Below are 3795 nucleotides of genomic sequence, written 5' to 3'. Positions count from 1 at the left end.
CCCCGCCCCTTTTTTTCATGCCCGAAAACGGGCGGACCGCGAAGACGGCCCGCCGCCCTCACTCCGGCCGGCGCAGCAAATACGTGTCCATGATCCACCCGTGCCGCTCCCGAGCCGCGGCCCGCGTCTCCCGGAAGACGTTGTGCGGTGCGGACCGGATTGCAGTGATCTCCCCGGTCATCTGTACAGGCGTTCCGTGCCTGCGAACGGAACGCAGCCTGCGCCAAGGAACTGGATGGGCGCGGCGTGGCAGAAATGCAGCGAGCCGCCCCCGAGGCGATGCGGCGGAGCGCCAGTAGTGGGCGAATGCGAAGCGATAGACGCGCAGAACATGGCGCTGGCTAGGGCGACCAGCGCGAGAGGTAGACGTGTTGCGGCAGGAACCCAGCAGCACGGAACCAGCCCGGCACAAGCGCGGAACCAGCGCGGCGCGAGTGCCAGGAGCGTTTGCGGCAGGAACCCAGTCAGCGGCAAGGAACCAGCGCGGCGCAACGGACAGGAATGTAGCCCCAGCAGCAGCGAAGGCAGCAAAGAGCGGCTGTCCGGCTCGGGCTTCCCTCCGCCCGCCCCCGCGGCAACCCAGCTCGGTCCTAGATCCGCGTGGATTCCGGTCCCGGGCAACGAAAAGGGTGCCGGAGCGCGAAGCTCCGGCACCCTTCTCTGTCGAACCGTTCAACCGAACCCGGCCTCTGCCCTGGCCTCAGCCTGGGCCGCTGGCTTTACTGCAGGGCCGAGCCCTTCTGCCAGTCGGCCCAGGACTTGGACCAGTCGCCGTACAGGTCCCACACCGGGAGCTGCGGGCCGCCCGAGTTGGTGACCTCTACGACGTCTCCGAGGCCGAAGTTGTTGAAGAACCATTCGGCGTTGGCGGCGTTCAGGTTGATGCAGCCGTGCGAGACGTTCGAGTTGCCCTGCTGTCCGACGCTGTTCGGGTTCTCGTGGACGAACTCGCCGTCGTTCGAGATGCGTTCGGAGAACTTCTCGTCCGAGCGGTACGCCTTCGGGTCCGGCGGGCACACGCCGTACGTGCAGGAGTCCATCGTGTAGTTCGCCTGCTTGTCCGAGATGACGTGCGGGCCGAGATGGGTGGGCGTCGCGTCCTTGCCCATCGAGATCGGCATTGACTTCACCATCGAACCGTTGTGGAAGATCTGCATCTGCTCGCTGCTGCCGTCGGCTTTCGCGATCCACGAATCGTGCACCTTGTACGTTTCGGTCCGATCCTCCGCTCCGTAGACGCCATCTCCGAAATCGACGCCGTAAATCTTCGCGGTGACCGTGATCGTGGTGCCCGGCTGCCAGTATTCCTTCGGCCGGTAATGGACGTTCTTGTCGTCCATCCAATACCAGCTGCCGTCCTGCTTCGGCGACGACTCGACCGTGAGCGCCTTCTCCACGGCCGCCTTGTTCTTGACCGGGGCGCCGAAGCTGAACACGATCGGCTGCCCGACGCCGACACCCGTGCTCTTCACCGCGCCTGGGGCCGGGATCAGGTTCGCGTTCGCCTGCTTCTTCGGAGCCAGCGTGGTCACCTGGCCCTGCTGTTCGACGGTTTTCCCGTCCGCGCCTTGGGCGTGCGCCTTCACCTGGTAGGTGCCGGCGTAGCCGAGGACCTCGGTGGTCTTCCAGCTGAGCTTGTCCGGCGAGAACTCGCCCGCGACGGTTTTGCCTTTGGAACTCGTGACCGTGACGTCCGTGAGCTTCCCGTTCGCCGCCTTCACGACGATCGGCGTCGTCGGGCTGATCCCGGACGCGTTGGCCGGTTCGATCGTCACCGACGCCGGCGTCGCGGTCTGGCTCGACCCGCCCGGCGACCCGGGCGTGCCGGAGTCGCCGCCGCCGTCCCCGGAGGAACAGGCGGAAAGCAGCAAGGTCGCCGCGAGAATTCCGGCGAGCGGAAAAAATGTCTTCTTCGGGAACATTATGTCTCTTTTGTGAGGGTCCAGGACCGGCAGGTTCGACTGCAAAACTACGCGATCGGAAAGACGCCGCTACCGGCGGATCGGTGCATTGGGGTGACGCGTATCACGAGCGCGATTCCGGGTCCGGGCGGATCAGGGACGCAGCAATCCGGGGGCTCCGTACAGGCCGGGGCCGTCGACGGTGAGTTCCTTCAGGTGATCCCTGGCCGCGTGGTAGGCCTCCGACGCGAGATCGTCGGTGCGCGAGAAGTCGAGCGGGCTCACCCGAACCGGCGCCGGGCCCGGCAGATAGACCACCGGCACCTTCCGGGCGGCGATCGGCGCTTCCAGCACGGCTTGGTTGCGCATGCTGATCATCGCGGTGAACATCATCACCTCGGCGAACGTCCGGGGTGCGCCGGGCATTTTGCCGGGAAACGCGCAGTCCAGCACGACCAGCGACTTCGCGCCCATGCGCAACGCCTGCCGCATCGGGACGTTGGCGACCAGGCCGCCGTCGTAGAGGAGCCGGTCCTCGTGCGGCACCGGCGGATAGATGCCGGGGATCGCGCAGCTCGCCAGGAGCGGCGCTTGCAGCGGCCCGGAGGTGATCAGGATCGGCTCGGCGGTGTCGACATCGGTGGTGACGACTCCTAGCGGCATCCCCAGGTCCTCGAACCGGCGGCCGGTGCCGACGTGGTCGTCGATGATCTTGGCGAGGCCGGTGTTCGGGAACAGATGGGTTTTGCTGTGCCGGAGCGTCCGGACCTGGCTGAGCACGCCGCCGGGGAAGGCCTCGGCCTTCGTCATGTGCGCCCAGATGTCGCGGAGCCGCCGGAGCCGGTCGTCGCCGGGCAGCGAGAGCACCGCGGCGTTCAGCGAGCCGACGGACGTGCCGACCGCCAGATCCGGCGTGATGCCCGCTTCGTCGAGCGCTTGCAGCATGCCCACCTGCAGCGCGCCGAGGCTGCCGCCCCCGCCGAGGACGAACGCGACGGGCTTCGGGAGGTCTAGTGCCTGCATACGGTCGAATCTAATCAGCCGGACGGTCCCCGGGCGGGTGACTTCGGGTGAGGTGGATCGCTGCGCTAGGTGCCGGTGCGGGCGGGCTCTTCCGGCTGCTCGTCCGGCGAACCGGCCACGCCCAGCGCCTTGCGTTTCTTCAAGCGGAGCAAGAAGAACGCCAGCACCCCGAGCACCAGCGCCGCCACCACGAGGAATCCGGTGTTCATCGCGCTCTCGACCTGCTTGGCCGCCTCGCCCAGCGCCGCGCCGAGGCTGATGTGCACGAGCGACCAGCAGAACGCGCCGGCGGCGGTCGCGGGGAGGAACTTGCGGAACGGCAGGTTCGACGCTCCCGCGGCGGCCGGCGTCAGGGTGCGCAGCACCGGCAGGAACCGCGCGAAGAACACCGCCCACGCACCTCGGCGTTCGAGGACGCCGGCGGCTCGGTCCCAGGCGTCCAGGCCGTATTTGCGGATGAGCTTCGTCTCCCGCAGCCGAGGTCCGAACTTCCGGCCGAGCGCGTACCCGATCGAGTCGCCCAGCGCGGCGCAGACGGTGATGACCGCCCACAGCGTCAGGAAGCGGGGCACGGACGTCGCCGTGGTCGCCGCGATCAGCAGGCCCGATTCGCCCGGGGCGATGAAGCCGAGGCCGATCGTGCACTCGGCCAGCACGAGGCCGCCGGCTGCCGCGACAAGGCCTGGTTGGGGGAGTGCTTGCAACCAGTCGAGGAGGTCCGTTACTAAAGCCACACCATCACTTTACTGATTCTTGGGAATCGGGGGCCGCGCTCGAGGGGCCCGGAGACGAGTCAGGGGCCCCGGTGGGTAACCGGGGCCCCTGACTCGGACGGCTTCAGCGGGACAGGAGGCTGCTGGCTTCTTGTGCA

At 67.8% G+C, this 3795-nt stretch carries 4 protein-coding genes; all 4 read right to left on the bottom strand.

Going from position 1 to position 3795, the window contains the following annotated elements:
* Positions 1 to 58 precede the first annotated feature (58 nt).
* Positions 59 to 181, bottom strand: a complete 123-nt coding sequence (locus tag H5411_RS48760) for a hypothetical protein (RefSeq protein ID WP_279629986.1) — start codon at positions 179 to 181, stop codon at positions 59 to 61.
* Between the two features lie 538 nt (positions 182 to 719).
* Entirely contained in the window at positions 720 to 1922 is a 1203-nt protein-coding gene (locus H5411_RS45935) for a L,D-transpeptidase (protein ID WP_101435026.1), read from the bottom strand.
* A gap of 132 nt (positions 1923 to 2054) precedes the next feature.
* On the bottom strand, positions 2055 to 2924 hold the full coding sequence (locus tag H5411_RS45930; RefSeq protein ID WP_101435025.1) for a patatin-like phospholipase family protein: 870 nt from the start codon (positions 2922 to 2924) through the stop codon (positions 2055 to 2057).
* A gap of 65 nt (positions 2925 to 2989) precedes the next feature.
* Positions 2990 to 3658: a DedA family protein gene (locus H5411_RS45925; RefSeq protein WP_101435024.1), complete on the bottom strand. Its 669-nt coding sequence runs from the start codon at positions 3656 to 3658 to the stop codon at positions 2990 to 2992.
* Between the last annotated feature and the right edge of the window lie 137 nt (positions 3659 to 3795).

This window comes from Amycolatopsis echigonensis (assembly GCF_014174495.1).
Lineage (GTDB): Bacteria > Actinomycetota > Actinomycetes > Mycobacteriales > Pseudonocardiaceae > Amycolatopsis > Amycolatopsis echigonensis.
The sequence above is the reverse complement of the archived record's forward strand: the minus strand, read 5'-3'. Positions and strand labels throughout refer to the sequence as shown.